We start from the raw sequence: 23081 nt of genomic DNA on the forward strand, positions 1-23081 counted from the left end.
CAGCGGGTCACGGCGTGCTGTCCCGTACGTCGAGGTGGGCCCACGGGTCGTCGACCTGCTGCGCCCCGGCCGCCTCTTCCTGGGCTGCTGCCTCGGCCGCCGCCTCGGCGGCGCGCTTCTTGAACGCCACGGTCCTGCGGGCCTTGGCGATGACCTCGTCGTGGTCCCAGCCGAAGGTCGCGGCGTCGAGCCGGGCGTTGAAAGCGGTCAGCAGCTCGGGGCTGATCGCCGCGAGCGCGGTGCGCAGCTCGGCGAGCGTCTGCGGTCCCTGGGCGAACTCGAACTCGTACGGGTCCGAGGATGCCTCTGAGCTCGGCTCGTGCGGTAGCGCGGACATGTGTGTGACCTCCGGTCGTGATGCCACCACGGTACGCGGTCGGCGTGACGGCCGTGCACGGAGGACCGCACACCGGCGGGCGCCCGCTCCCGGGGCCCGGTGACGACCGCATCACGATGGGCCGCACGGGCGTAGCCGCCCGCGGGACCTTTCGTTGAACGTGCCATGACGACATGGGACGGGGACGGGCCTTCGGCGTTCTTCGCACCGGTACCGGGCGCGTCCTGGCCCGACGACGAGAGCGACTGCCGCTGGTGCAGCATCCTCCTGGGACCCGGCTCCGCCGTGGGACCCGTCCGGGCGCGACGCGCACCCGTGGGACGGCGCCCGGGAGCCCGCACCGGGCGCGTGCGCGCGTGGCTGGAGCGGACGCGGACGGTGATGCTCCCGGTGGCCGCGCTCACCGTACTGGCCGCGCTGACGCTGGTGGCCCTGGGCTGATCCGGCGCCGGCCCTCCGGCCCGTGAACTGCCACGAAATGCCCGGCCACCGCGGCGGGACGAAGTCCGCGCACTCCTGGCAGGGTGAAGGCGCGGCCGCCGCCGTGGTCGGCGACGGCGGCGGCCCGACCGCTTCCGTTTGCGGCCCCGCGGGTTCGCACGGCAGGGTTCGGGGGTGGCTACTTTGCTGATCGTGCACCACACGCCCTCGCCCCACTGCCAGGCGATGTTCGAAGCCGTCGTCGCCGGTGCGAACGACCCGGAGATCGAGGGCGTACGCGTCGTCCGGCGGGCGGCGCTGGCCGCGACGGCGGCCGACGTGCTGGCCGCCGACGGCTATCTGCTCGGCACACCGGCGAACCTGGGCTACATGTCCGGCGCCCTGAAGCATTTCTTCGACCAGGTCTACTACCCCTGCCTGGACACCACGCAGGGCAGGCCCTTCGGCTACTACGTGCACGGGGGCAACGACGTCACCGGCGCGGTCCGGGGCATCGAGTCGGTCGTCAAGGGCCTGGGCTGGCGGCGCTCGGCCGAGGCCGTGACCGTGACGGGCGAGCCGGACAAGGCCGACGTCGAGGCGTGCCGGGAACTGGGTGCCTCCCTCGCCGCCGGCCTCATGGACTGACTGTGCGGATGCGCCTACGGCGTCAGGGCGCGAGCAGCAGGCTGTCGCCGCGCTCCTTGGCGGCGGCGTAACGCCGGGCCACGTCCTGCCAGTTGACGACGGCCCACATGGCGTCGATGAAGTCGACCTTCTGGTTCTTGTACTGGAGGTAGAAGGCGTGCTCCCAGGCGTCGAAGACCAGGACCGGCGTCGAGCCCTGGCCGACGTTGCCCTGGTGGTCGTAGACCTGCTCGACGATCAGACGGCCGCTGAGCGGCTCGTAGGCGAGGACGCCCCAGCCGGAACCCTGAGTGGTCGCGGACGCCTTGGTCAACTGGGCCTTGAAGCCGGCGAAGGAGCCGAACGACTCCGTGATCGCGTCCGCCAGCTCACCGACACCGTCCGCGGCGAGGGGCTCGCCGCCGCCGTCACCGGTCATGTTGTGCCAGTAGATGGAGTGCAGGATGTGCCCGGAGAGGTGGAAGGCGAGGTTTTTCTCCAGGCCGTTGATCGAGCCCCACGACTCCTTGTCGCGGGCTTCCGCGAGCTGCTCAAGGGTGTCGTTCGCACCCTTCACGTACGCCGCGTGGTGCTTGTCGTGGTGCAGCTCGACGATCTGCGGGTTGATGACCGGTTCGAGCGCCGCGTAGTCGTACGGAAGCTCCGGGAGCGTGTAAACAGCCATGTCCAACATCCTTCGGACTTGTTATTGCAACCAGTATGCAGTTGCACGCTAGCAGCAGAAGGTGCGGGGTGCCGCCCATCAACACAGCGAGGGCCGGAGGGGTTTCCCCTCCGGCCCTCGCTGTGTCGCGGTCCTCAGTCAGTACTGACCGGGCTCACTCCTCGCCCTCCAGGTCGCCCTCCGTCTCCAGGTACACCTGGCGCAGCGCCTCCAGCACCGCCGGGTCCGGCTTCTCCCACATTCCGCGCGACTCCGCTTCGAGCAGCCGCTCGGCGATGCCGTGCAGGGCCCAGGGGTTGGCCTGCTGCAGGAACTCACGGTTGGTCGGGTCCAGGACGTACGTCTCGGTGAGCTTGTCGTACATCCAGTCGGCGATCACACCCGTGGTGGCGTCGTAACCGAAGAGGTAGTCGACGGTCGCGGCGAGTTCGAAGGCACCCTTGTAGCCGTGGCGGCGCATCGCCTCGATCCACTTGGGGTTGACGACCCGGGCGCGGAAGACCCGGGAGGTCTCCTCGACGAGCGTGCGGGTACGGACCGTCTCGGGGCGGGTCGAGTCGCCGATGTACGCCTCGGGGGCGGTACCGCGCAGCGCCCGGACGGTGGCGACCATGCCACCGTGGTACTGGAAGTAGTCGTCCGAGTCCGCGATGTCGTGCTCGCGGGTGTCCGTGTTCTTGGCGGCGACCGCGATGCGCTTGTACGCGGTCTCCATCTCGTCCCGGGCCGGCCGGCCGTCGAGTTCACGGCCGTAGGCGTAGCCGCCCCACACCGTGTACACCTCGGCGAGGTCGGCGTCGGTGCGCCAGTCGCGGGAGTCGATGAGCTGCAGCAGCCCGGCGCCGTACGTACCGGGCCGGGACCCGAAGATACGGGTGGTGGCACGCCGTTCGTCGCCGTGCTCGGCCAGGTCGGCCTGGGTGTGAGCGCGTACGAAGTTGGCTTCGGCCGGTTCGTCGAGCGAGGCGGCCAGGCGTACGGCGTCGTCCAGCAGGCCGATCGTGTGCGGGAACGCGTCGCGGAAGAAGCCCGAGATGCGCAGCGTCACGTCGATACGGGGGCGGCCCAACTCCGCGTACGGGACCGCCTCCAGGCCCGTCACCCGGCGTGAGGCGTCGTCCCAGACGGGGCGGACGCCGAGCAGGGCGAGTGCCTCGGCCACGTCGTCGCCGGCCGTGCGCATCGCGCTGGTGCCCCACAGGGAGAGGCCGACGGAGGTGGGCCAGTCGCCGTTGTCGGTGCGGTAGCGCTCCAGGAGGGAGTCGGCGAGGGCCTGGCCGGTCTCCCAGGCGAGCCGGGACGGGACGGCCTTCGGGTCGACGGAGTAGAAGTTCCGGCCGGTCGGCAGGACGTTGACCAGACCGCGCAGGGGCGATCCTGAGGGTCCTGCCGGGACGAAGCCGCCGTTCAGGGCGTGCACCGTGTGGTCGAGTTCGGCGGTGGTCCCGGCGAGCCGCGGGACGACCTCGCGGGCGGCGAACTCCAGGATGGCGGAGACCTGTTCGCCCTGGTCGGTGGGGACGGCGGCCGGGTCCCAGTCGGCGTCGTCCATCGCCTGCACCAGCGCGCGGGCCTTCTCCTCGGCCTCGTCGGCGGTGGTGCGGGTCGCGGCCGACTCGTCCAGGCCCAGCGCCTCGCGCAGGCCCAGCAGAGCGGCGGAGCCGCCCCAGATCTGGCGGGCGCGGAGGATCGCGAGGACGAGGTTGACGCGGTCCGCGCCCTTCGGCGGGTTGCCGAGGACGTGCAGGCCGTCGCGGATCTGGGCGTCCTTGATCTCGCACAGCCAGCCGTCGACGTGCAGCAGGAAGTCGTCGAAGCCGTCGTCCTCGGGGCGGTCCTCAAGTCCCAGGTCGTGGTCGAGCTTCGCGGCCTGGATGAGGGTCCAGATCTGGGCGCGGATGGCGGGCAGCTTCGCCGGGTCCATGGCGGCGATCTGGGCGTGTTCGTCGAGCAGTTGCTCCAGCCGCGCGATGTCCCCGTACGAGTCGGCGCGGGCCATCGGCGGGACCAGGTGGTCGACGAGCGTGGCGTGGACGCGGCGCTTGGCCTGGGTGCCCTCGCCCGGGTCGTTCACCAGGAACGGGTAGACGAGCGGCAGATCACCGAGGGCTGCGTCCGGACCGCACGCGGCGGACAGCCCGGCGTTCTTGCCGGGCAGCCACTCCAGGTTGCCGTGCTTGCCGAGGTGGATCATCGCGTCCGCGCCGAAGCCGCCGTCCGCGTGCGCGGCGGCGATCCAGCGGTAGGCGGCGAGGTAGTGGTGCGAGGGCGGCAGATCGGGGTCGTGGTAGATCGCGATCGGGTTCTCGCCGAAGCCGCGCGGCGGCTGGATGAGGATGAGCAGGTTCCCGCGGCGCAGCGCCGCGAGGACGATGTCGCCCTCCGGGTTGCTGCTGCGGTCGACGAACATCTCGCCGGGCGGCGGGCCCCAGTGCTGCTCCACAGCCGTGCGCAGGGACTCGGGCAGCGTCGCGTACCAGCGCTTGTAGTCGGCCGCCGGGATACGGACCGGGTTACGGGCCAGCTGCTCCTCGGTGAGCCAGTCCTGGTCGTGGCCGCCCGCCTCGATCAGCGCGCGGATCAGCTCGTCACCGTCCCCGGAGACCAGTCCTGGGATGTCCTGCTCGGGCCCGAAGTCGTAGCCCTCGCCGATGAGTCGGCGCAGGATCGCGACGGCGCTCGCGGGGGTGTCGAGGCCGACGGCGTTGCCGATCCGGGAGTGCTTGGTCGGGTACGCGGACAGCACCAGCGCCAGCCGCTTCTCGGCGGCCGGGATGTGCCTGAGTCGGGCGTGGCGTACGGCGATCCCGGCCACCCGGGCGGCCCGCTCGGGGTCGGCGACGTACGCGGGGAGGCCGTCCTCGTCGATCTCCTTGAAGGAGAACGGCACGGTGATCAGGCGGCCGTCGAACTCCGGGACCGCGATCTGGCTCGCCGCGTCCAGCGGGGAAACGCCCTCGTCGCTCTCCTCCCAGGCGGTCCGCGAGCCGGTCAGGCACAGGGCCTGCAGGATCGGGATGTCCAGGCCGGTGAGGGCGCCCGCGTCCCAGGACTCGTCGTCGCCGCCCGCGGAGGCCTCGGCGGGCTTGGTGCCGCCGGCCGCGAGGACGGTCGTGACGATCGCGTCGGCCGCCCGCAGTTCCTCGATCAGTTCCGGCTCGGGGGCGCGCAGCGAGGCGACGTAAAGGGGCAGCGGGCGCCCGCCGGCGTCCTCCACCGCGTCGCACAGGGCGCCGATGAAGGCGGTGTTGCCGCTCATGTGGTGGGCGCGGTAGTAGAGCACCGCGATGGTCGGGGCGCCGGGGATCTCACGGGCCGTGCGCTCCAGCGGGCCCCAGGTCGGGGCCGGGGCGGGCGGGTCGAAACCGTGGCCGGTCAGCAGGACCGTGTCGGAGAGGAAGCGGGCCAGCTGGTCGAGGTTGTCCGGGCCGCCGTGCGCGAGGTAGGCGTGCGCCTCGGCGGCGATGCCGATGGGCACGGTGGAGGCGGCCATCAACTGGGCGTCGGGGGCCTGTTCGCCGGTGAGGACGACGACCGGCCGACCGTCGGCGAGCAGCAGGTCGAGGCCGTCCTCCCAGGCGCGCAGACCGCCGAGGAGACGTACGACGACGAGGTCGGCGCCGTCCAGGAGGGCGGGGAGGGCGTCGGTGTCGAGGCGCGCCGGGTTGGCGAACCGGTAGGACACCGGACCGTCGGCCGCGCGAGCGCTGAGCAGGTCGGTGTCGGACGTCGACAGCAGGAGGATCATGTGGCGTCGGGCCTTCCTCGGGGTCCGCGCCCCGGGCGGTGATGGACATGGGTCTCCCTGTGCTCACGCGCGAACTCGTGAGCTGGGGAAAGGGAGTTCCTGGCTCACCCGGATTCTCTGGCCGGGCTCACAGTGGCGGGACCGCGCCGGCTTCGCACCGGCTTCCTCCCCTGTCGCCGTGGTGGCGGTGGCGGATCGGATGATCCACCGAAAGGAATAGTAAGGGGCGGGGAAAAAGGGCGGGGCATACAGCCTGCGGGAACGTAGGTATGCTCGCCGCCATGTCCTCGGCTGCCCTCCGTCCATCGTCCCAGGCCACAGCGGTCTCACGGGACCGCGGTGACGCCTGCCCGGGGACCCTGCGGCTGCACGCGGCGGACGACGGGGCGCTGGCCCGCGTCAGGATCCCCGGCGGTGTGCTGACCGTCAGCCAGGCCGAGGTGCTCGCCGACGCGGCCGAGCGCCTGGGCGACGGTGACGTGCATCTCACCTCGCGCGGCAACGTACAGCTGCGCGGGCTGGCGGACGGGTGCGGAGCCGCGCTGGCCGAGTCGCTGACCGCCGCCGGGCTGCTGCCCTCGCGCGGACACGAGCGAGTGCGCAACATCGTCGCCTCCCCGCTGTCCGGTCTCGACGACCACGGCCTGCTGGACGTACGGCCCTGGTTGTCGGCGCTCGACACCGCGCTGTGCGCGAGCGAGGCGGCGCAGGCGCTGTCGGGGCGGTTCCTGTTCGCGCTGGACGACGGGCGCGGGGATCTGGCCGCTCTCGAAGCCGACGTGACAGTACGGGCGACGGCCGACGGCGGCGCGCAGCTCGCGCTCGGATCGGCGGGCCGGGCACTCTGCATATCCGCCGAGGACGCGCCGCGGGCCGCGCTGGCGGCGGCCGAAGCGTTCCTGGAGGCCGAGCAGGCCGGCGGCACACGTGCCTGGCGGGTGGCCGAGCTGGCGCTAGCGGACGACGAGTTGACCGCGCTGGCCGGCCGCCGTCTGACGGCGGAGGGCATCGGCCATGAGCTGCGGGGGCGGGAGAGCGGCCGCGCGGACGGCCCGCTGCCGGGAGTGGTCGGGGACGCCCTGTCCGTGCACGTTCCGCTGGGCCGCTTTTCGGCCCCGCAGTGGCGGGAGTTGACGCGGGTCGCCGTCGGTGAGCTGCGGCTGACCCCGTGGCGCGGTGTGGTTCTTCCCACTCCGGGGACGGCCCCCGCGCAGCGGACCGAGGCGCTGGGCCGCCTCGAAGCCGTAGGCCTCGTCACCGATCCCGGCTCGCCCTGGCTGCGCGTCGGCGCGTGCATCGGGCGGCCGGGCTGCGCCAAGTCGCTGGCCGACGTACGGGCGGACGCGACCGCCACGCTCGGTGCGGTCGGTGCCGTGCACCACCGGCGCGGCCTCCCCCTGTACTGGTCCGGGTGCGAGCGCCGCTGCGGGCACCCGCGGGGTGAGCGGATCGATGTCGTCGCCGCCCCGCAGGGGGGCTACCGGCTGTCCGTCGCCGGACCTGGACCCGGACCCGGCCCCGGAGACGACGGAGCGCGCACAGTCGACCTGGACGACCCTTCCCGGCTCGCCGCCGCCCTGGCGGCGATCACATGAACCAGAGCCCGATTCCGAGCCCGATCCGACCTGAGCCCGAACCTGAGCCGTATGACGACCGAGAGCAGTGAGAAGAACACCGTGACCACGTACGACTACGAGAAGGACGGCGCGGCGATCTACCGCCGGTCCTTCGCCACGATCCGCGCGGAGGCGGACCTCGCGGCGCTGCCCCCCGACGTCAGCCAGGTCGCCGTGCGGATGATCCACGGCTGCGGAATGGTCGACCTCGTACGCGACCTGTCGTACACGCCGAACGTGGTGTCGCGGGCCCGTGAGGCCCTGCGCGCCGGTGCGCCGATCCTCTGCGACGTCCAGATGGTGGCCAGCGGGGTGACCCGCAAGCGGCTGCCCGCCGACAACGACGTGCTCTGCACGCTGTCCGACCCGGCCGTCCCGGAACTCGCCGCGAAGCTCGGCACCACGCGCAGCGCCGCCGCGCTGGAACTGTGGCGCGACCGCCTTGAGGGTTCCGTCGTCGCCATCGGCAACGCCCCCACGGCTCTCTTCCGTCTCCTGGAGATGATCGAGGAGGGCGCGCCCCTTCCGGCCGCCGTCATCGGCGTCCCGGTCGGCTTCGTCGGCGCCGCCGAGTCGAAGGACGCGCTCGCCGCGCACCCGTCCGGTCTGGAACACCTGGTCGTACGCGGCCGTCGCGGAGGCAGCGCCCTCGCCGCCTCCGCTCTCAACGCGATCGCGAGCGAGGAAGAGTGAACGGCAAGATCGGCGAGAACGACGAGAACGGTAATACGGGCAAGCAGGACAAGAGCGGCAAGCTGTACGGGGTCGGGCTCGGCCCCGGTGACCCTTCCCTGATGACCCTGCGGGCCGTCGAGGTCATCGCCGAGGCGGACGTGATCGCCTATCACAGTGCCCGGCACGGGCGGTCCATCGCCCGCTCGATCGCGGCGAAGCACATACGCGAGGACCACATCGAGGAGCGGCTGGTCTATCCGCTCACGGTGGAGACCACCGATCACCCCGGCGGCTACCAGGGCGCCATGGACGAGTTCTACGCCGAGGCGTCGGCCCGGCTCGCCGCGCATCTCGACGCGGGGCGCACGGTGGCGGTCCTCGCCGAGGGCGACCCGCTGTTCTACGGCTCGTACATGCACATGCACAAGCGGCTCGTCGACCGTTACGACACCGAGGTCATCCCGGGTGTCACGTCCGTGTCCGCCGCCGCGGCCCGGCTCGGCACCCCGCTCGCCGAGGGCGAGGAGGTACTGACCATCCTGCCGGGCACCCTGCCCGAGGAGGAGCTGACCGCGCGGCTCGCCGCGACGGACGTCGCCGTGGTGATGAAGCTGGGCCGTACGTTCCCCAAGGTGCGGCGCGCGCTGGAGAGTTCGGGGCGCCTCGACGAGGCCCGGTACGTCGAACGGGCCACCATGGACGGGGAGCGCGTCGCCGCACTCGCCGACGTGGACCCGGAGTCCGTGCCGTACTTCTCGGTGGCCGTGCTGCCCAGCCGCGTCGACGCCGAGCGGCCCGTACGGGAGCGGGGCGAGGTCGTCGTGGTCGGCACCGGGCCCGCCGGACCGCTGTGGCTGACCCCCGAGACGCGGGGCGCCCTCGCCGCCGCCGACGACCTGGTCGGTTACACGACCTACCTCGACCGGGTGCCGGAGCGGGCCGGGCAGCTCCGGCACGGCTCGGACAACCGGGTGGAGGCCGAGCGCGCCGAGTTCGCGCTGCAACTCGCCCAGCGGGGGCGGCGGGTGGCCGTCGTCTCCGGCGGCGACCCCGGCGTCTTCGCGATGGCGACCGCGGTCCTTGAGGCCGCCTCGCAGAAGGAGTACGAGGACGTCCCGGTGCGGGTGCTGCCGGGGGTGACCGCGGCCAACGCCGCCGCCGCCCGCGCGGGCGCCCCCCTCGGTCACGACTACGCCACCATCTCCCTGTCCGACCGGCTCAAGCCGTGGGAGGTCATCGCCGAGCGGCTGCGCGCGGCGGCCTCGGCGGATCTGGTGCTGGCCCTGTACAACCCCGGCTCGCGGAGCCGTACCTGGCAGGTGGGCAAGGCGCGCGAGCTGCTGCTGGAACACCGGGCCCCGGACACGCCGGTCGTGGTCGCCCGGGACGTGGGCGGTGCGGGTGAGCGGGTGCGGATCGTGCGGCTGGGTGAGCTCGACCCGGGTGAGGTCGACATGCGGACCGTTCTGCTGGTCGGGTCCTCGCAGACGCGGGTTGCCGTGCGGCGCGGGGGTTCTGAGGAAATCGTCTGGACACCTCGGCGGTATCCGGAAGGCTGAGCCGCGTTGCCTGCGGCGCTGCTGCGCTGCGGGCTCGGTGTGGTGGGTCGGGTGCGGGTGCGCTGTGGCTGGGCGCGCAGTTCCCCGCGCCCCTGAGGGGCGTTGGTCGGCTGCGGGTGCGTCGTGGCTGGGCGCGCAGTTCCCCGCGGCCCTGAGGGACGTTGGTCGGCTGCGGGTGCGCTGTGGCTGGGCGCGCAGTTCCCCGCGCCTCTTAGGGGCGCCCTACTGCGGGGCGCCCCATACGCTGTGTGACCCAGTGGGCCGCCGACTCGGGGGCTGTGGCCACCGGGACTCCCTCGGGAGTCTGCGGGCGGCGGACCACGATCACCGGGACTCCTGCCTCTCGCGCCGCCGTCAGCTTCGGTGCTGTGGCGGTGCCGCCGCTGTCCTTCGTCACCAGGACGTCGATGTGGTGGTGGCGCAGCAGGTCGCGTTCGGCGTCGAGGGTGAAGGGGCCCCGGTCGAGCAGCACCTCCATGCGGGCCGGGTACGGGGGCTCCGGTGCGTCGACGGACCGGACGAGGAACCACAGGTCGTCCAGGTGCGCGAACGTGGCCAGGCCCATGCGGCCGGTCGTGAGGAAGACCCGGCGGCCGAGTCCGGGCAGCAGCCTCGCCGCCTCCTCCAGCGAATCGGCCTCCTGCCAGGAGTCACCCTCGACCGGGGCCCAGCCGGGGCGCCGCAGCGCGAGCAGGGGAACATGGGCCGTGGCGGCGGCGCTCGCCGCGTTGAAGCTGATCGTTCCGGCGAAGGGGTGGGTGGCGTCGATGAGCACGTCCACCGCGTGCTCGCGCAGCCACACGGTCAGCCCCTCGGCCCCGCCGAAACCGCCGACCCTGACCTCGCCCGGCGGCAGCCGCGGGCCGGCGACCCGTCCGGCCAGGGAACTCGTCACTTCCAGGCCGGGGGTACCGTGCAGTAGCCCGGCCAGCTGTCGGGCTTCGGTCGTTCCGCCGAGTATCAGTACGTGCATGGAGATCCGGGTCCGTTCATGAACAGCGAAGAGCAGGGTGCGGGTGCCCATGCCGGTGCCGATGCCGGTGTCGGTGTCGGTGTCGGTGTCGGTGTCGGCGAGGCGAAGGGCGGGCGCGGGGCCCAACTCAAGCACACCGGGCTGCGGCCCGGCTGGACCACCGGTGCCTGTGCGACCGCGGCCACGACGGCCGCGTACACCGCGCTGCTGACCGGCGAGTTTCCGGACCCGGTGACCATCACACTGCCCCGGGGGCAGACGCCGTCGTTCGCGCTCGCGGCCGAGGAGCTGACGGACTCGTACGCGATGGCCGGGATCGTGAAGGACGCGGGTGACGATCCCGATGTCACGCACGGCGCGCTGGTACGGGCCACGGTCCGGCGGCTTCCCGCGGGTGCCGGAGTGGTCTTCCGGGCGGGCCCCGGCGTGGGCACGGTCACCCGTCCCGGGCTGCCGCTGGCCGTCGGTGAGCCCGCGGTCAACCCGGTTCCCCGCCGGATGATGAGCGAGCACGTCGCCGAGGTCGCGGCCCGGCACGGCGGCACCGGCGACGTCGAGATCACCGTCTCCGTCGACCACGGCGAGGAGATCGCCCGCTCCACCTGGAACCCCCGGCTCGGCATCCTCGGCGGGCTGTCCATCCTCGGCACCACGGGCATCGTGGTCCCGTACTCGTGCTCGGCCTGGATCGACTCGATCCGGCGGGGTGTGGACGTGGCGCGCGCGGCGGGGCGTACGCATGTCGCCGGGTGCACCGGGTCGACGTCGGAGAAGACGGTCGTCGCGGAGTACCGGCTCCCCGAGGACGCCCTGCTCGACATGGGTGACTTCGCGGGCGCGGTGCTCAAGTACATCCGCCGGCATCCCGTCGACCGGCTGACCGTCTGCGGCGGCTTCGCCAAGCTGTCCAAGCTGGCCGCGGGACATCTGGACCTGCACTCCGCGCGTTCCCAGGTCGACAAGGGGTTCCTCGCCGAACTCGCCCGGCGCGGTGGGGCGGGCGAGTCGCTGGTCGCCGAGGTGGCCGGGGCGAACACCGGGCTGGCCGCGCTCCAGCTGTGCATGGCGGCCGGGGTGCCGCTGGGCGAGCTGGTCGCGACGGCCGCCCGCGACGAGGCACTGGCCGTGCTGCGCGGGGCGCCGGTCGCGGTCGACGTGATCTGCATCGACCGGGCGGGCACGGTGGTGGGACGCAGCACGGTGGCGTGAGCCCCGCACATCGTCACGGGGTGCGGCGTGCTCGTCCGGCATCAGCAGACATGGCGGTCCCGCTCGGCCGAGTACAGGTGGCTGTCCCGGAACTGTTCCGCGCCCAGGGTCCGCCCGACCATGATGACGGCGGTCCGCAGCACGCCGGCCTCCTTCACCTTCCCGGCGATCTCGTCCAGCCTGCCGCGGATGACCAGCTCGTCGGGCCGGGAGGCGTAGGCGACGACCGCGGCGGGACAGTCGGCGCCGTAGTGCGGAAGCAGTTCGTCGACGACCCGGTCCGCGTACCGGGCGGCGAGGTGCAGCACGATGAGCGCGCCGCTGCGGCCGAGGGTGGCCAGGTCCTCCCCCTCCGGCATGGCGGTGGCGCTGTGGGCGACGCGGGTGAGGATGACGGTCTGGCCGACGGTCGGCACGGTCAGCTCCCGCTTCAGGGCGGCTGCTGCCGCGGCGAAGGCGGGGACACCGGGGACGACCTCGTAGGGCACCCCGGCCGCGTCCAGCCGCCGCATCTGCTCGGCCATCGCGCTGAACACCGACGGGTCCCCGGAGTGCAGCCGCGCCACGTCGTGCCCCTCCTCGTGCGCGCGGACCGTCTCGGCGGTGATCTCGTCGAGGTTGAGCTGAGCGGTGTCGATCAGGCGGGCGTCCGGCGGGCATTCGGCCAGCAGTTCACGCGGGACCAGGCTGCCCGCGTACAGGCAGACGTGGCAGGCGGCGAGCGTACGGGCGCCGCGTACCGTGATCAGGTCGGCGGCACCGGGTCCGGCGCCGATGAAGTACACGGTCATCTGTCTGCTCCTGAACGGGGGTGGCGGGGATCGAGGGTCTTCTGTACGGCCCACTGGGTCACCGGCATCGCCTGCCGCCAGCCGGTGAAACCGCCCACCGGCACGGCGTGCGCCACCGCGAGCCGTACCAGCTCCCCGCCGTGGCGCCGGTAGGCGTCGGCGAGCAGTGCCTCCGACTCCAGGGTCACGGTGTTGGCGACCAGGCGTCCGCCCGCGGGCAGCGCCTCCCAGCACGCGTCGAGCAGGCCGGGCGCGGTGAGCCCGCCGCCGATGAACACCGCGTCGGGCGGCGGGAGTTCGGCGAGGACGGCGGGCGCGGCACCGGTGACGACCCGCAGCCCGGGTACGCCCAGCCGGTCGGCGTTGCGGGCGATGCGCTCGGCCCGCACCGGGTCGCGTTCGACGGTGACCGCCCGGCACGAGGGGTGCGTACGCATCCACTCGATCGCGATCGAGCCCGAGCCGCCGCCGATGTCCCACAGCAGCTCGCCGGGGGCGGGGGCGAGCGCGCCGAGCGTGGCGGCGCGGATGTGCCGCTTGGTGAGCTGCCCGTCGTGCTCGTACGCCTCGTCCGGCAGCCCCGGAACGGCACCGAGCCGCAGGGCGTCCGGGGCCCGCCGGCATTCCACGGCGACGATGTTGAGGGGGTCGCCCGACGGGTGCGCCCAGTCGTCGGCGGTCGCCCCGGCCGTCGTACGTTCCTTCGCGCCGCCGAGTTGTTCCAGCACCCGCATCCGGCTGGGGCCGAAGCCGCGGTCGCGCAGCAGGGCGGCGACCTCGGCGGGGGTGGTGGCGTCCGCGCTGAGCACGAGGAGCCGTCGGCCGTCGTGCAGGGCGGCGGCGAGGCGGGCGGCGGGCCGGCCGACGAGGGTGACGACCTCGATGTCCTCCACGGGCCAGCCGAGGCGCGCGGCGGCGTGCGAGACGGAGGAGGGGTGCGGCAGAACGCGCAGTTCGCGAGGTGCCTGGTCGTGCACCTCGCCGTGCGACTCGTCGAGCACCTCGTCGTGCAATGCGTCGAGCACCTCGGTGAGGGCGCGGCCGATGCCGTAGAACATCGGGTCGCCGCTGGCCAGCACCGCGATCCGGCGGCCGGAGTGCGCGGCGAGGAGGCCGGGGACGGCGGGACGCAGCGGTGAAGGCCAGGCGATCCGCTCCCCGGCGCACTCCGGGGGCAGCAGGTCCAGCTGGCGCGCTCCCCCGATCAGGACCTCCGCGTCGCGAAGTGCCGTACGGGAGGGGCCCGGCAGGCCTTCCCAGCCGTCGGCCCCGATCCCCACGGCGGTGACGACGGTGACGGCGGGCGGCGGTCCAGGTCGCGCGGGGATCACTGCTCGGTACCTCGGAATTCGGCGGCGGGTCTCGGGACGGGTCTCACGAACGGGTGCCGGGAGGGGCAACAGAGACGCACTTTACGGGGCGCCGACCTGCACACCTACGCTCGGGTACGCATCCCGGGGCCGCCGTGGACCTGTCATCGACAGCGTCTAAGCTCCAGGTCATGCGTGTACTGGTCCTGGAGGACGATCCCGATCTGGGGCCCGTCGTCGCCTCTCGGCTGCGCGAGGCGGGGTTCGCCGTGGACCTCGCGCGCACGCTGGCGGAGGCCGATCTCAAACTCTCGGTGAACGGCTACGACTGTGTCGTCGCCGACCGTTCGGTCCCGGACGGTGACTCGCTCACCCTGCTCGCCGCACACCGGCGCAAGGGTTCGGCGCTGCCCTTCCTGCTGCTGACGGCGCTGGACGCGGTGAGCGACCGGGTGGCCGGCTTCGAGCACGGCTCGGACGACTACCTGGTCAAGCCCTTCGCCTTCGCCGAACTGGTCGTACGGGTGCGTGCGCTGTGCCGCAGGGAGCAGCCCGCGCGGTTGCCGGTCCTGCGGGCGGGCGATCTGGAGGTGGATCTGCCCAGGCGCCGGGTGTCCCGCGCAGGGGTGTTGCTCAGCCTCTCCGCCAAGGAGTTCGCGGTGCTGGAGGTACTGATGCTGCGCGCGGGCCAGGTGGTGACGCGCACCGAGCTGATCGAGAGCTGCTGGGACGAGGCGAGCGAGCCGATGTCCAACGTGGTGGACGTCCTGATCGGACAGCTGCGACGACGGCTCGGCCCGCCCGACCCGATCGGCACGGTACGCGGCGTCGGCTACCGGCTGGACGGCCCCGGCCAGGACGGCACGGACCTGAGCGGCGGCGGCCCGAGCGGCACCGACCAGGAGCGGTCGGCAGGGGCACGGACATGATCCGTCTCCGCCGCCCGGCGGCCGTGCCCTCCCTGTCCTCCCCGTCCTCCCTGCCCTCCACGTCGCCCGCCGCCGCCCGGCTGCGGCGCACCCGCCGGTCCATGACGCTGCTGTTCGCCGGGACGACCGCGGCCTGTCTCGTCGTACTCGCCACGGTCGCCGTCCGCATCGATGCCGAGTCCCGTCGGTCCGGCCTGGACCACGAGGTCGGCAGCCGGGCGGTCGGTCTGTCGCGGGCGGTCTGGTTCGACGACGGTGCGTTGCACCTGGAGCCGCTGCGCGAGGACGAACTCGCCCGCAGCGCGGAGGTGTTGGCCGTCCTGGAGGTCGCTCCGGGCCGGTCGCCCTCCGTCTGGAACGTCGTTCCCGCCCGAACGGCGCTTCCCCGGGAGGACTGGCTCGACCATGTCTGGCGGGACGTCCTGGAGGAGCAGGAGACCGTCTCGGTCAGCGCCCCCTCCGAGGAGGGCGAGCGTCTGAGGTGGGCGGCGGCTCCCGTCTGGGACGGCGACCGGATCGGCGCGGCCGTGCTGGTCGGCACGGCACTGGCACGCAGCGAGCACGATCACGACCTCCTCGTCCGCTGGCTGGCCCTCGGCTGCACGGCCCTGGTGTGCTGCGCGGCGGCCGTCGGGCACCTGCTGTCCGGCAGGGCCATGCGTCCCGCTCTCGTCGCGCTGGGCCGCCAGGAGCAGTTCCTGGCCGAGGCGGCGCACGAACTGCGTACACCGCTGGCCACGTTGCGGCTGGTGGCGGAGCGGGACGGTTCCTCCGACCGGACGCTGCGGCTCGTGGACCGGCTGAGCCGGCTGGTCACCGGGCTGCTGACCAGGGCCCGTACGGAGGCCGGCACACAACAGGTCGAGCTGGTGCCCCTGCGCCTCGACCAGCTGGTGGAGACCACGGTCGAGGAACTGCCCGACCACGCGAGTGTCACCGTGCACTCGACGGAAGCGGTGGTGGTCCTCGGAGATCCCGACCTGCTGGCCCAGGCCGTACGGAACCTGGTGGAGAACGCCCAGCGCCACGGGGGCCCGGCCGGGGCTCCGGTGGAGGTCACCGTCACTCCGGGGCTCGTACAGGTCCGCGACCACGGCGCGGGGGTACCTCTCGCGGACCGGGAGCGGGTCTTCGCCCGGGGGGTCACCGGGGCCGGCGGAGTCGCATCGGCGACGGGAGGCGGCGAAGCGACAGAAGCGACCGCCGCCACCTCAGGAGCAGTGGTTGCCTCAGGAACAGCGGCCGTTTCAGGAACAGCGGTGATCTCAGGAACAGCGCCTCTCCCGGAAACAGCGGCCGTCCCCGGCACAGGCGCCGGCCTCGCCATCGTCCGCTGGGTCGCCGAACTGCACCACGGCACCGCCCACCTCACGGACGCCCCCGGCGGCGGCCTGATCGCCGAACTCCGCCTGCCGGAACACCCGCCCCGGACGCCTCGGGCTTCGTAACCCTCCATGTGCTCGGACCCATACCGCCGTACCCCCACCCGTCCTCATCCTCATCTCATGAAAGCTCCGGCACCGTAGGCGTATGAACTCTCCGCGCACTTCCCGGCTGGTGGTCGCCGCAGCCGCGGGACTCGGTACCCTGCTCGTCGTCGCGGGCCTGCACGGGCTGCCCCTCGGCGGCGACGGGGTTCCCGCGACCGACGTGGCCGTCAGGGTCGACCAGGTCGGCTACGCGCGCGGCGAGACGAAACGGGCCTACGTCATGGGACCCGCGGCAGCACTCGCGGGAGCACGTTTCAAGGTCGTCGACGCCGGGACCGACGACGTGGTCACCGCGGGGCGGCTCGGAGCCGTCACCGGCCGCTGGAACGCCGAGTACCCCTCGGTACGGACCGTCGATCTCTCCGCGCTGAACACGCCCGGCACCTACCGCATCGTCCTGACCGGGAGCGCGGCCGGCCGCTCGCCCGCCTTCCGGGTGGCCGGAGCCCGCGAGCTGATGACCCCGCTCGTGCGCGACAACGTCCGCTTCCTGCAGGCGCAGCGCGACGGGGCCGACGTGTTCACCGGCGGCCCCCGGAACTCCCTGCGGCACGGTCCCTCGCATCTGGCCGACCAGGACGCGACCGTCTACGAGCCGCCGGAGTACGACGAGGAGGGCACCTGGCTGCTCGACGAGGAGCTGACTCCGGCCGGTGAGCGGGTCGACGTCTCGGGCGGCTGGTTCGACGCGGGGGACTTCCTCAAGTTCACCGGCACCACCTCCTATGCGGTCGCCGAACTCCTGCTCGCGCAGCGCGACCTGCCCGGGATGACGGAGCTGTCCGACGAGGCCACGCACGGGCTGGCCTGGCTGGACAAGATGTGGGACGGCGACACCGAGACCCTCTACGCACAGGTCGGCATCGGGGCGGGCAACGACGCCGTACGGACGGACCACGACGTGTGGCGGCTTCCGGAGGCCGACGACCGGCTCGACGTGTCACCCGGGGACCCGGACTACACGATCAAGCACCGGCCGGTCTTCCGCGCGGCCGAACCGGGCGAGGGGGTCAGCGCCAGTCTGGCGGGACGGGTGGCCGCGGTCTTCGCCCTCGCCGCACAGCGCTCCGCCACCGATGACCCCGAGCGGGCCCGGGAGTGGCTGGACAAGGCCGCCGACGTCTACGCCCTGGCCGACACCGCCCCCGATCCCGACGAGCCGCCCCTCACCGCGAGCCCCGGCAACTTCTACCCCGAGGATTCCTGGCAGGACGACATGGAGTTCGGCGGCGCCGAACTGGCCCTGGCCGCGCAGGCGCTCGGGGACGACCGGGAGGGCGACTGGGCCGACGACGCGGCCCGGTGGGCCGGGGCGTATCTGCGCTCCGACGTCCGGGGCACGCTGGGCGTCGCCGATGTCAGCGCCCTGGCCCACGTGGACCTGGCCGCCGTCCTGGACGGCGGGCGGGCGCACGGGATCGCGGCGGCGGACCTGTACGACGATCTGCGCCGCCAGTTGGAGGACGGGGTCGGCCGCGCCGGGGACGACCCGTTCGGGGCCGGTGCCGTCTACGACGACTTCGACGCCGTCCCGCACACCTTCGGGCTGGTGGCCACGGCCCGTCTCTACGCCCGGGCCACCGGGGACACGCGGTACGCGGCCTTCGCCGGCCGGCAGCGCGGCTGGGCCCTCGGCGCCAACCCGTGGGGCACCAGCTTCATGATCGGCGCGGGTGAGGTCTATCCGCACTGCCCGGAGCACCAGTTGGCCAACCTCGGAGGCAGCCTCGACGGCACGGGCGCCATCCTGCGGGGAGCGGTCGTCAACGGACCCAACGCCGCCGCGAAACTGGAGGAGTTGAACAGCTTTCCCACGATGAAGAAGTGCACGGCCGCCCCGCCGGAAGGGGCCTGGAGCGACTTCGACGGCAAGGGCGCGCGGTACCTGGACGACGTGGGCGCCTGGCAGACCGTGGAGCCCTCGCTGGACTTCACCACGACGGCACTGCTGGCCTTCGCCCTGACCGCGGGAGCCGGCGAACGGTAGTCTCACGCGGACGCTCCGACGGAGATACCGGCCGAAAGGCGGACATGACCACCGACTGGGAGTGGGACGACACCCTGTTCCTCGGCACGGCCGCCCACTACCGGCGCGGCAGACTCCCGTACGCCCCCGGGCTGGCGGACGCGCTCGCCGAGATCCTGGAACTGGACGGACGAGGACGCCTCCTCGACGTGGGGTGCGGACCCGGCACCGTCGCCCTGGGTCTGGTGGACCTGTTCGGCGAGGTCGTCGGCGTGGACCCGGACCGCGGGATGATCACCGAGGCCGCCCGTGCGGCCACCGAGCGCGGGGTGGGCGGGAAGACGCGGTGGGTCCGGGCCCGGGCCGAGGAACTGCCCGCCGGCCTCGGCACGTTCACCGTCGCGGTCTTCGCCCAGTCGTTCCACTGGATGGACCGGGACCTGGTGGCGGCCACCGTGCGGGACATGCTCCGGCCGGGCGGAGCGCTGGTGCACATCTCCGACCTGAAGACGGAGACCCGGACCGTCGAAGGCCTGCCGCATCCGGCCGTGCCGTACGCGGCCCTGGAAGAGCTGGTGAGCGATTACCTGGGGCCGGTCCGCCGGGCCGGCCGGGGCGTACTGCCGCACGGGACTCCCGGCGGCGAGGCGGCGGTGTTCCACCGGGCGGGCTTCACCGGCCCCCGACGGCATGTGGTTTCCGGCGGGCAGGCGTTGGAGCGCACGAGTGACGACGTCGTCGCGGGTGTCTTCTCGATGTCGTTCTCGGCCCCGCATCTGTTCGGCGCGCATCGGGACGGCTTCGAGGACGACGTACGCCGACTGCTGCGCGCGGCCTCCCCGACGGGCCTCTTCTCCGCACGCCAGCCGGGCACGGAGATCCACATCTGGGGGGCGGCCCCCCGCTGAGACCCACTCCCGCACAGGACGCCCAGCCACTCTTCACGAACCGACAGCGACCGGACAGCGATCGGGCAGCGATCGGGCAGCGGCAGAACAGTGCCAGGTCAGCGACCGGTCACGCCGTCGGCGGATCCGTCCGCGTGCTCTCCCGCACCACCAGCTCGTACCCCGCGATGAGTCGCGTGTGAGGGGCCTCCGCGTCAGTGGTGATCCTGTGCAGCACGGCGTCCACGGCCAGTTCGGCGATCTCGCGCTTGTCCGGTGACACCGTGGTCAGCGACGGGACGCTGTAGCGGGTCTCCTGGATGTCGTCGAAGCCGACGACCGCCAGGTCCTGCGGTACGCGCAGCCCGTGTTCGTGCGCGGTGCGCACCGCGCCGGAGGCGAGCAGGTCGCTGAAGCAGAAGACGGCGTCCGGGGGTTCGTCCAGGGCGAGCAGCACCCGCATGGCCGCGGCCCCGTCGGCGCGGGTGAACTCGCCGGTGTCCGGGACGAGTCGGGGGTCGTGCGGCACCCCGGCGGCGTGCAGTGCGGTGAGGAAGCCGTGCATGCGCTGCACGGTCGTGGCGTGGGCCCGGTCCGAAGGCTGACCGATGACCCCGATGCGCCGCCGGCCGAGCTTGAGCAGGTGCTCGGTCGCCTCGCGCGCCGCCGCGGAGTTGTCGATCAGTACGTGATCGGCCGGGATCTTGTACGACTGCTCGCCGAGGAGGACGAGAGGTACGCGGCGCTCACGGTTGGCGAGCATGGTCTCGTCGAGGCAGAGCGGGCTGAGCAGTACGCCGTCGATGAGGGGGTCGCTGAGTCCGCAGGCGATGCGCAGTTCCTCGGCGGGATCTCCCCCGGTGTCCTCGATGAGGACCGTGCAGCCGCGCTTCTTGGCGGCCGCGATGACCTCGGCGGCGAGTTCCGCGAAGTAGGGGGCGACCAGTTCGGGCACGGCCAGCGCGATGATGCCGCTGCGGCCGGTGCGCAGATGGCGTGCGGAGGCGTTGGGCTGGTAGTTCAGTTCGGCTATGGCGCGCAGCACCCGTTCCCGGGTCTGTTCCGCGACCCGGACCTCACCGCGGACGACGTTCGAGACGGTCTTGATCGATACGCCCGCGCGCTCGGCGACGTCCTTGAGGCGTGCACCTGCCATGGTGGTCGCCCCTCCCTCCCCCGACTTCCTTCCGGCCGACGGCCGCCTTCCGCGTTGCTCCGTCACGCCTTTCGGTCCGGTGCGCTGCTCAGCGTAAGCCATGTTCCAACGTTGTAATAGCTTCGCTGACCTGTTGGGCGATATCGACCGATATGGCGTCGACGGCTCGTCGAACAGGAAGTTCGTGCAGAAGTGTTGACGTCACATTTCCCCGGGGATACAACGTTGTAACCGCCTCGACCCAGTGACCGAGCGGATCGGTTCGATCTCCCATTCCAACGTTGTACTCCCTGAGTTTTCCGCCGTGGAAGGACGCATGCCCATGCGGGACCGCACGCCGCACACCTCCCCGCCCGCTCCGTCCCGGCGCCGACTGCTGCGCGGCACCCTGTCGCTCGGTGCCGTCGCTGCCTCGGCCGCGGCGCTCTCCGGCTGTGACAGCACCCTCGCGCAGGGGTTCACCGGCGGGTCGCCCACCCCGGACCGGCTGAACTTCTGGAATCCCTTCACCGGCGGTGACGGTGAGCGGCTGCTCGCGATGCAGGCCGCCTACCGGGCCGGGCACAGGAAGACGGACCTGAAGTCGGCGACCTTCGTCTGGGGCAACCCGTACTACACGAAGCTCACCCTCGCCACGCTCGGCGACCGGCCGCCGCAGGTCGCCATCAGCCATCTGTCGAAGGTGCCGACGCTCGCCGAGGCGGGTCTGCTCGCCGAGATCCAGCCGGCCGATCTGGCCCGGCACGGGCTGACCGAGGACAAGTTCGACGCGCGGCCGTGGAAGAAGTCGCAGCTGGACGGGAAGCTGTACGCCATCCCGCTCGACACCCACCCCTTCGTGCTCTACTTCCGGACCGACATCGCCGAGAAGGCCGGACTGCTCGACGGCAAGGGGCAGTTGACGGACGTGGACGGGCCCGACGCGTTCATCGACGCCCTGCGCGCGGCGAAGGAGGTGACCGGGCAGTGGGGCGGTTCGATCGCCTCGGTGAAGGACGCCTCGACGCAGTTCCGGCTCTTCTGGTCGTTCTACCGGCAGATCAGCGGCGGCGATCTCGTCGCCGACCAGGGCAGGAAGGTCGTCATCGACACGGAGGCCGCGGCCGAGGCCCTCGCGTACATCCGCCGGCTCACCGCGGAGAAGGTCGTCCCGACGACCACCGACGGCCCGGGTGCCATCACGATGCTCACCACCGGCAAGGCCGGGTTCCTGATGGACGGTGTCTGGCAGGTGCTCACGGTCCAGGGCTCGAAGGTGAAGTTCGACATGCGGCCCCTGCCGCGGATCTTCGACGACGCGCCCTACGCCTGCGCCGCCGACTCGCACTCCCTCGTCCTGCCGAAGGCGCCCTCCGACTCGGCCCAGCGCCTCGACCTCTCCCTCGGTTTCATCGCCTCCCTGCTGGGCTCCAGCAAGCTGTGGGCGGAGGGCGGCCACATCCCCGCCTGGCTGCCGACGCAGCGGTCGGCGTCCTACAAGGCCCTCGAACCGCAATCGCACTACGCGGCCGCCGCCGACGGGGCCGCCTACGACCCGGCCGCCTGGTACGGGGGTGCGGGCAGCAGCCTGCAGATCGTCATCGGCGACGCCGTGACCTCGGTGTTCACCGGAGCCACCAGCCCGACGGCCGGAGCCGCCCGGATGAAGCGCGAACTGCGCGAGCTGGCAAGCCGGCCCTCGCCCGTGTAACCCGTCCGGCGCCCGCCACCGCTCCCACTGTCTCCATCACGGCCCGCATCGGGCCCCCGTACGTCGTGAGATCCCGTATGTCCTGACTGAAAGGGCCGTCCCATGGCCACGACAACCGCACCGACCAAGGCCCGAGGCAGAGGTGACCGCTGGGCCGGTCCGGGGATGCTGTTGCCCTTCTCCCTCTTCTATCTGGTCTTCCTGGTGGGGCCGCTGATCTACACCGTCGTGGCCGGCTTCTTCGACACCAGCCTGCTCAAGTCGGGCCTCGGCGACTTCGCCGGCTTCTCGAACTACTCGACCGTGCTGGGCGACAGCGAGTTCTGGCGGACGCTCAAGAACACGCTGTGGTTCACCGTGCTGACCACCGTCCCCCTGGTGCTGCTCAGTCTGGTGCTGGCGATCCTCGCCGACCGCTTCGTGCGGGGACGCTGGTTCTTCCGCTTCGCCTTCTTCGCGCCGTTCGTGCTGCCCTCGGCGGTCGTCGCGCTCATGTTCACCTTCATCTACGCCGACCAGGTGGGCCTCGCCCAGCAGGCCGCGACCTGGGTCGGCGTGGACACCCCGCCGTCCTGGCTCGGTGACCCGGACTGGGCGATGATCTCCATCGCCGCCGCCACCGTGTGGTGGACGCTCGGCTTCAACTTCGTCCTGTACCTGGCCGGTCTGCAGGACATCCCGCGGTCCGTGCACGAGGCCGCGGCCATCGACGGAGCCGGTCCCTGGCAGCGCATCCGCCATGTGGTCGTGCCGATGCTCGGCCGCACCACGACCCTCGTCACGGTCCTCCAGGTCGTCGCCTCCCTGAAGGTCTTCGACCAGATCTACATGCTGACCAACGGCGGCCCCGACGGAAGCACCAGGCCCTCGCTCCAGCTCATCTATGACACCGGCTTCGTCGAGGGCCGCGTCGGCTACGCGTCCACCGTCTCGCTGCTGCTCTTCGTGGTGATCCTGCTGGTCTCGCTCGTCTGGTTCGCCCTCGTCCGCCGCGCCGAGAAGGAGCGCTGATC

General features: G+C 72.4%; 19 protein-coding genes and 1 riboswitch. Of the genes, 12 read left to right on the plus strand and 7 right to left on the minus strand.

Going from position 1 to position 23081, the window contains the following annotated elements; genetic code table 11:
- Window positions 1-7: 7 nt before the first annotated feature.
- Window positions 8-337 (minus strand): hypothetical protein, encoded by a 330-nt coding sequence (locus C6Y14_RS03050; RefSeq protein WP_107014835.1) that lies wholly within the window; start codon window positions 335-337, stop codon window positions 8-10.
- A gap of 165 nt (window positions 338-502) precedes the next feature.
- Here C6Y14_RS03050 and C6Y14_RS03055 point away from each other — a divergent pair, with 165 nt between their 5' ends.
- Both C6Y14_RS03055 and C6Y14_RS03060 read left to right on the plus strand, forming a co-directional pair.
- Window positions 503-778 carry a hypothetical protein gene (locus C6Y14_RS03055; RefSeq protein ID WP_107014836.1) on the plus strand — a complete coding sequence of 92 codons (276 nt, stop codon included), beginning with the start codon at window positions 503-505 and terminating at the stop codon, window positions 776-778.
- Between the two features lie 174 nt (window positions 779-952).
- Window positions 953-1405 carry a flavodoxin family protein gene (locus C6Y14_RS03060; RefSeq protein ID WP_107014837.1) on the plus strand — a complete coding sequence of 151 codons (453 nt, stop codon included), beginning with the start codon at window positions 953-955 and terminating at the stop codon, window positions 1403-1405.
- Window positions 1406-1427: 22 nt separating this feature from the next.
- Here the strand turns inward: C6Y14_RS03060 and C6Y14_RS03065 are convergent, their stop codons facing one another.
- The gene (locus C6Y14_RS03065; protein WP_107014838.1) at window positions 1428-2069 is read right to left on the minus strand and encodes a superoxide dismutase; all 642 of its coding nucleotides are present in this window, start codon (window positions 2067-2069) and stop codon (window positions 1428-1430) included.
- Between the two features lie 154 nt (window positions 2070-2223).
- Window positions 2224-5817 carry a cobaltochelatase subunit CobN gene (gene cobN, locus C6Y14_RS03070; RefSeq protein WP_107014839.1) on the minus strand — a complete coding sequence of 1198 codons (3594 nt, stop codon included), beginning with the start codon at window positions 5815-5817 and terminating at the stop codon, window positions 2224-2226.
- A gap of 93 nt (window positions 5818-5910) precedes the next feature.
- A riboswitch (cobalamin riboswitch) is annotated at window positions 5911-5985 on the minus strand.
- 101 nt (window positions 5986-6086) lie between these two features.
- On the opposite strand from cobN, the gene cobG reads away from it, so the two are divergent.
- Genes cobG through C6Y14_RS03085 form a run of 3 tightly spaced genes read left to right on the plus strand, consistent with a single transcriptional unit; the run spans window position 6087 to window position 9667 of the window.
- Complete coding sequence (gene cobG, locus C6Y14_RS03075; RefSeq protein ID WP_107014840.1) at window positions 6087-7412, plus strand: precorrin-3B synthase; 1326 nt, start codon at window positions 6087-6089, stop codon at window positions 7410-7412.
- 51 nt (window positions 7413-7463) lie between these two features.
- Window positions 7464-8126, plus strand: a complete 663-nt coding sequence (locus C6Y14_RS03080; RefSeq protein ID WP_107014841.1) for a precorrin-8X methylmutase — start codon at window positions 7464-7466, stop codon at window positions 8124-8126.
- Window positions 8123-9667, plus strand: a complete 1545-nt coding sequence (locus tag C6Y14_RS03085; protein ID WP_225890855.1) for a precorrin-2 C(20)-methyltransferase — start codon at window positions 8123-8125, stop codon at window positions 9665-9667. The genes C6Y14_RS03080 and C6Y14_RS03085 overlap by 4 nt, the downstream gene beginning before the upstream one ends.
- Window positions 9668-9878: 211 nt before the next feature.
- Here C6Y14_RS03085 and C6Y14_RS03090 read toward each other — a convergent pair whose 3' ends face one another.
- On the minus strand, window positions 9879-10640 hold the full coding sequence (locus C6Y14_RS03090) for a cobalt-precorrin-6A reductase (protein WP_107015169.1): 762 nt from the start codon (window positions 10638-10640) through the stop codon (window positions 9879-9881).
- A gap of 18 nt (window positions 10641-10658) precedes the next feature.
- Between C6Y14_RS03090 and C6Y14_RS03100 the strand changes: the two genes are divergently transcribed.
- Complete coding sequence (locus C6Y14_RS03100) at window positions 10659-11849, plus strand: cobalt-precorrin-5B (C(1))-methyltransferase (protein WP_225890856.1); 1191 nt, start codon at window positions 10659-10661, stop codon at window positions 11847-11849.
- Window positions 11850-11890: 41 nt separating this feature from the next.
- Here C6Y14_RS03100 and cobM read toward each other — a convergent pair whose 3' ends face one another.
- A complete protein-coding gene (gene cobM, locus C6Y14_RS03105) occupies window positions 11891-12640 on the minus strand; it encodes a precorrin-4 C(11)-methyltransferase (protein ID WP_107014842.1) in 750 nt (249 codons plus the stop codon).
- Complete coding sequence (gene cbiE / locus C6Y14_RS03110) at window positions 12637-13971, minus strand: precorrin-6y C5,15-methyltransferase (decarboxylating) subunit CbiE (RefSeq protein ID WP_107014843.1); 1335 nt, start codon at window positions 13969-13971, stop codon at window positions 12637-12639. Before cbiE ends, cobM begins: the two co-directional genes overlap by 4 nt.
- Window positions 13972-14141: 170 nt before the next feature.
- Between cbiE and C6Y14_RS03115 the strand changes: the two genes are divergently transcribed.
- The 4 genes from C6Y14_RS03115 (at window position 14142) to C6Y14_RS03135 (ending at window position 19243) form a co-directional block, all read left to right on the plus strand.
- Complete coding sequence (locus C6Y14_RS03115) at window positions 14142-14879, plus strand: winged helix-turn-helix domain-containing protein (RefSeq protein ID WP_225890857.1); 738 nt, start codon at window positions 14142-14144, stop codon at window positions 14877-14879.
- On the plus strand, window positions 14876-16327 hold the full coding sequence (locus C6Y14_RS03120) for a sensor histidine kinase (protein ID WP_159074156.1): 1452 nt from the start codon (window positions 14876-14878) through the stop codon (window positions 16325-16327). Before C6Y14_RS03115 ends, C6Y14_RS03120 begins: the two co-directional genes overlap by 4 nt.
- Window positions 16328-16409: 82 nt before the next feature.
- Window positions 16410-18356 (plus strand): glycoside hydrolase family 9 protein, encoded by a 1947-nt coding sequence (locus tag C6Y14_RS03130; RefSeq protein ID WP_107014844.1) that lies wholly within the window; start codon window positions 16410-16412, stop codon window positions 18354-18356.
- Between the two features lie 44 nt (window positions 18357-18400).
- Entirely contained in the window at window positions 18401-19243 is an 843-nt protein-coding gene (locus tag C6Y14_RS03135; RefSeq protein WP_107014845.1) for a class I SAM-dependent methyltransferase, read from the plus strand.
- A 109-nt stretch (window positions 19244-19352) separates the two neighbouring features.
- Here C6Y14_RS03135 and C6Y14_RS03140 read toward each other — a convergent pair whose 3' ends face one another.
- A complete protein-coding gene (locus C6Y14_RS03140; RefSeq protein WP_107014846.1) occupies window positions 19353-20378 on the minus strand; it encodes a LacI family DNA-binding transcriptional regulator in 1026 nt (341 codons plus the stop codon).
- Between the two features lie 322 nt (window positions 20379-20700).
- Between C6Y14_RS03140 and C6Y14_RS03145 the strand changes: the two genes are divergently transcribed.
- Together C6Y14_RS03145 and C6Y14_RS03150 are read left to right on the plus strand one after the other, a co-directional pair.
- Window positions 20701-22068 (plus strand): extracellular solute-binding protein, encoded by a 1368-nt coding sequence (locus C6Y14_RS03145; protein WP_225890858.1) that lies wholly within the window; start codon window positions 20701-20703, stop codon window positions 22066-22068.
- Window positions 22069-22170: 102 nt separating this feature from the next.
- Window positions 22171-23079 (plus strand): carbohydrate ABC transporter permease, encoded by a 909-nt coding sequence (locus tag C6Y14_RS03150; RefSeq protein ID WP_107014848.1) that lies wholly within the window; start codon window positions 22171-22173, stop codon window positions 23077-23079.
- Window positions 23080-23081: the final 2 nt, after the last annotated feature.

The organism is Streptomyces dioscori (genome assembly GCF_003024195.1).
In the GTDB taxonomy this organism is placed as follows: Bacteria; Actinomycetota; Actinomycetes; order Streptomycetales; family Streptomycetaceae; genus Streptomyces; species Streptomyces dioscori.

Excerpts from the sequence above, each read along its gene's own strand:
- C6Y14_RS03050 (WP_107014835.1), bottom strand. The coding sequence starts at position 337 with ATGTCCGCGCTACCGCACGAGCCGAGCTCAGAGGCATCCTCGGACCCG.
- C6Y14_RS03055 (WP_107014836.1), top strand. The coding sequence starts at position 503 with ATGACGACATGGGACGGGGACGGGCCTTCGGCGTTCTTCGCACCGGTA.
- C6Y14_RS03065 (WP_107014838.1), bottom strand. The coding sequence starts at position 2,069 with ATGGCTGTTTACACGCTCCCGGAGCTTCCGTACGACTACGCGGCGCTC.
- cobN (WP_107014839.1), bottom strand. The coding sequence starts at position 5,817 with ATGATCCTCCTGCTGTCGACGTCCGACACCGACCTGCTCAGCGCTCGC.
- cobG (WP_107014840.1), top strand. The coding sequence starts at position 6,087 with ATGCTCGCCGCCATGTCCTCGGCTGCCCTCCGTCCATCGTCCCAGGCC.
- C6Y14_RS03080 (WP_107014841.1), top strand. The coding sequence starts at position 7,464 with ATGACGACCGAGAGCAGTGAGAAGAACACCGTGACCACGTACGACTAC.
- C6Y14_RS03090 (WP_107015169.1), bottom strand. The coding sequence starts at position 10,640 with ATGCACGTACTGATACTCGGCGGAACGACCGAAGCCCGACAGCTGGCC.
- C6Y14_RS03100 (WP_225890856.1), top strand. The coding sequence starts at position 10,659 with ATGAACAGCGAAGAGCAGGGTGCGGGTGCCCATGCCGGTGCCGATGCC.
- cobM (WP_107014842.1), bottom strand. The coding sequence starts at position 12,640 with ATGACCGTGTACTTCATCGGCGCCGGACCCGGTGCCGCCGACCTGATC.
- C6Y14_RS03115 (WP_225890857.1), top strand. The coding sequence starts at position 14,142 with ATGCGTGTACTGGTCCTGGAGGACGATCCCGATCTGGGGCCCGTCGTC.
- C6Y14_RS03120 (WP_159074156.1), top strand. The coding sequence starts at position 14,876 with ATGATCCGTCTCCGCCGCCCGGCGGCCGTGCCCTCCCTGTCCTCCCCG.
- C6Y14_RS03130 (WP_107014844.1), top strand. The coding sequence starts at position 16,410 with ATGAACTCTCCGCGCACTTCCCGGCTGGTGGTCGCCGCAGCCGCGGGA.
- C6Y14_RS03135 (WP_107014845.1), top strand. The coding sequence starts at position 18,401 with ATGACCACCGACTGGGAGTGGGACGACACCCTGTTCCTCGGCACGGCC.
- C6Y14_RS03140 (WP_107014846.1), bottom strand. The coding sequence starts at position 20,378 with ATGGCAGGTGCACGCCTCAAGGACGTCGCCGAGCGCGCGGGCGTATCG.
- C6Y14_RS03145 (WP_225890858.1), top strand. The coding sequence starts at position 20,701 with ATGCGGGACCGCACGCCGCACACCTCCCCGCCCGCTCCGTCCCGGCGC.
- C6Y14_RS03150 (WP_107014848.1), top strand. The coding sequence starts at position 22,171 with ATGGCCACGACAACCGCACCGACCAAGGCCCGAGGCAGAGGTGACCGC.